Origin of the sequence: Ohtaekwangia sp., assembly GCF_036568665.1 — a bacterium.
GTDB lineage: Bacteria > Bacteroidota > Bacteroidia > Cytophagales > Cyclobacteriaceae > Ohtaekwangia.
In genome coordinates, this window is the sequence record NZ_DATCSD010000127.1 from 1 (window position 1) to 3403 (window position 3403).

General features: G+C 43.0%; 2 protein-coding genes. One reads left to right on the forward strand and one right to left on the reverse strand.

Annotated elements, in window-relative coordinates:
- A partial coding sequence (locus VIN08_RS06715) for a PKD domain-containing protein (RefSeq protein WP_331962116.1) occupies positions 1-2034 on the forward strand: 2034 nt, incomplete at its 5' end.
- 59 nt (positions 2035-2093) lie between these two features.
- Here the strand turns inward: VIN08_RS06715 and VIN08_RS06720 are convergent.
- On the reverse strand, positions 2094-3365 hold the full coding sequence (locus VIN08_RS06720; protein WP_331962119.1) for an NAD(P)/FAD-dependent oxidoreductase: 1272 nt from the start codon (positions 3363-3365) through the stop codon (positions 2094-2096).
- Positions 3366-3403 lie beyond the last annotated feature (38 nt).

Consider the following 3403-nt stretch of genomic DNA (forward strand, 5'->3'; position numbering starts at 1 on the left):
GTTGATCACGTAGAAATACCAGGTTCAGGTTTTGCCGGTATGATGGTAAAGACAGATCCTCGCTGCGATCTTACTGCTAACCGCGGACATTTTACAATGTATAATGTATCGGTACACGATAACTATGTTCACGATGTGAAAGGCGAAGGTCTATATATAGGTAACTCTTTTTATAACGGCTGGACTGGTAACTCATCGTGTACGGGCACTATGCTTTATCCGCATGATATTATCGGATGTAAAGTATTTAAAAACAAGATCAAAAATTCCGGAGCAGAAGCCATACAGGTTGGTTGTGCTTCATCGGGCTGCGAGATATATAGTAACAACGTGGAGCTCTTCGGGCAAGATCCTTTTGCCAGTTATCAGAACAATGGTATTCAAATAGGCTTGGGTACGGGAGGTTTGATGTATAATAACATTATTAAGAACGGACCAGGTAACGGTATAATTGTTCAGGGTAAAGGCGATAATAAGATATTCAATAACATTGTTATCAATGCAGCAACCAACGGTATATATTGTGATGATGCAACAACCAGTGGTACGCTTGGCCCAGGCTTTACGTTCATTAATAATACAGTGATCAATCCTGGAGATAATGGTTTGAAGATCGCAGCAGAACGTGTAAGCATGAACCACTTCATTAATAACATTGTCATAAATCCAGGTTCAGGTAAATATGTTAACAAAGTAACTCCGGATGTAAAAATGGAGGAACTGAATAACTATTACGATGCAGCAATCGCTAACGTAAAATTTATAAATGCTGCCAACAGTGATTATCACTTGCAGAGTACATCTCCTGCCATGAATAAAGGTGCGAGCGTTTCCTCGTATGGCATTACAACGGATTATGATGGCAAAGCAAGACCTGCCGGTGGTGCGTATGATATTGGTGCGTTCGAATATCAAAGTGGAGGCAGCAATGCAACGCCAACGGTAAATGCCGGTGCTGACAAAACTATAACACTGCCAACTACATCTGTTTCGCTAACGGGTACTGCGAGTGATTCGGATGGAAGTATAGCATCGTATGCCTGGACAAAGGTGAGTGGTCCTACCGTAACACTGGCTGGTATTACAACGGCTACGCTAAACGCAACGGCACTTTTACAAGGCTCCTATACTTTCCGCCTTACTGTAAAAGATAACGCTGGTGCTTCGGCTTATGATGATGTGGTAGTGACTGTAAATGCTACAGCAAAACCACCTGCATCTTCATCAACAATAGTATATCGTATTAATACAGGAGGTTCTGCTATCAGTGCTTCCCCGATGGACTGGGCAACCGATACACAGGCTGGTAAATCAAAATATTTGGATGCAGGAAGCGCGAACTATACATCTGGTGGTTCAACGTGGTCTGGCACCAATAGCACAGGGGCGCCCAACAATCTTTTTGGCCCGAACCGATACTCACCTAATTATGGAGGAACAGTCATGCAATGGAACTTCCCGGTGCAAAGCGGAACGTATCAGGTAAATCTATACTTTGCCGAAACACCCTATACCGGTGGTGTGAAAGTGGCGGGGGGACGTGTGTTTCATGTCAATGCAGAAAACAGCCGTGTGCTAAGTAATGTAGATATATATGCAGAAGCTGGTATGAATGCACTGAAAAAACAATTTCAGGTTTCAGTTACGGATGGCACACTTGACCTGGACTTCATTCGCTCCGTGGGCAATCCGCAGGTAAACGGTATTGAGGTTGTAGCTATGACGGCTCAAACGACCGCAAGAACGGAGGATGAAACACAGCAAATTGAATTTCAGGAAGAGACATCTGATAATGCTATACATGTAAGTCCGAATCCTTTTACCGACAAATTGAACCTCACACTGGATACAACCAGTCATCAGGTTTCTATTGTTCTTCAGGACATGAGTGGATATAGTATATTGAAAGAGGTGCAGGAAGAAGTGTCTTTTGTAACGCTCGACTTTTCTGCAAGAAGAATTCCGGCAGGAGTTTATATTATCACAGTCAACGCTGATGGAAGAATATCCAAGCAAAAGCTGATTAAAAAGTAAACATCTGTTTTTTTCCTAGCCTTACCTGGAGCCGCCCCGAGAGGGGTGGCTTTTTTTATTTATGCAATCATTTTCTTCGCAACTTCAAGGCCACAGGCTAGAGCAGCTTCAACGGTACCCATAGCCGGACCGTGGTAAAAAGCTTCTCCTGCAAAATATAGTGTATCATCAACTGATTTCGAGAGGACATTCAAGGCAGCTATAGTATCAACTGTTTTATAGGCGTACGCTCCTTGAGAAAAGGGATCATCAATCCAATTAATGACCCGTATAGCTTTGATTTGCTGTCCCAACTCTGCGGGTGTACACCCAAAACAATAAGCTAATGATAGAATAGCTTCTTGTGATAATGCACTTTGATCATGACTATGCATGGCTGCCGATGGCCCGGATAACCAACCAGTCAACAATGGTATGGTTGATGGTTTTTGCGTCCACCACGTTGGTATAACAGCATCAGAGAAAAGGAAATGTAATTCAGGCATCGAATGAAATGCTGTGTGGTTGTTTTCCCAAAAGGCTTCTTTAAACTCAACAAGAAATTTTACTACTCCCCCTGTTTCTATTTGTTGAAGCGCATGAATATGTTCCGTTGGCTGCGGTATAAAATGGATTGCCCCTGACCGAAGTACGGCAACGGGAACTGTGATCAGCAATTTTTTTGCAACGTATTGCTGTCCCTGATGTGTTGTTACTTCAACCTGGTTGTTTTTCCATTCGATAGTTTTTACCACGTGATTAAGTTGTAAGACAACGCCTTGCTTCTGACAACAGCTCACCAAAAAATCAATGATCTGCGAATAGCCGCCTTTCAGACGATAGCCCGTCATGCTATCTTCATTTGTCCATTCTTCGCGTAAAGCAAAAGCACTGGCTTTGCTCGCATCAGCGGCATCATAACCCTGAACGAATCGAATAACAGATGTTCTCAGCGATTCATATTTCGAAGCAGTAAAGTGTTTATTTAAAAACGCCTCAATGCTCATGTCTCTGTCAAGCCTCTTTAGTACTTCAATAAACTCTTCCCAGCCATCTTCAAATAAATCTCCATGGTGAAGCTTTCCGTCTTTAACATTCCACGTAGCGCCATCGGCCTCATAATATTCAACACGTGCCTCTTCTGCCAATGCTTTAGTAAAAGGTAAATTGCCATGTATAAATTCTGCACCTGCCTCTACTGGAAAAGAAAAATCCGGAATATGTAATGTATGAATGCGTCCGCCTGCGCGATTACGAGCTTCCAGTATCGTTACAGATTTACCGGCTCCACTCGCATGTCGCGCAGCCATAAGGCCGGCCGCTCCTGCACCTATAATCAGTATATCCGTCATGTTTATATTTCTTTAAAAAATCAGACCGCGAAAGCTAA

What these genes read in the sequence shown, in the direction of transcription:
- VIN08_RS06720 (WP_331962119.1), bottom strand. Translation starts at nt 3,365, where the DNA reads ATGACGGATATACTGATTATAGGTGCAGGAGCGGCCGGCCTTATGGCT.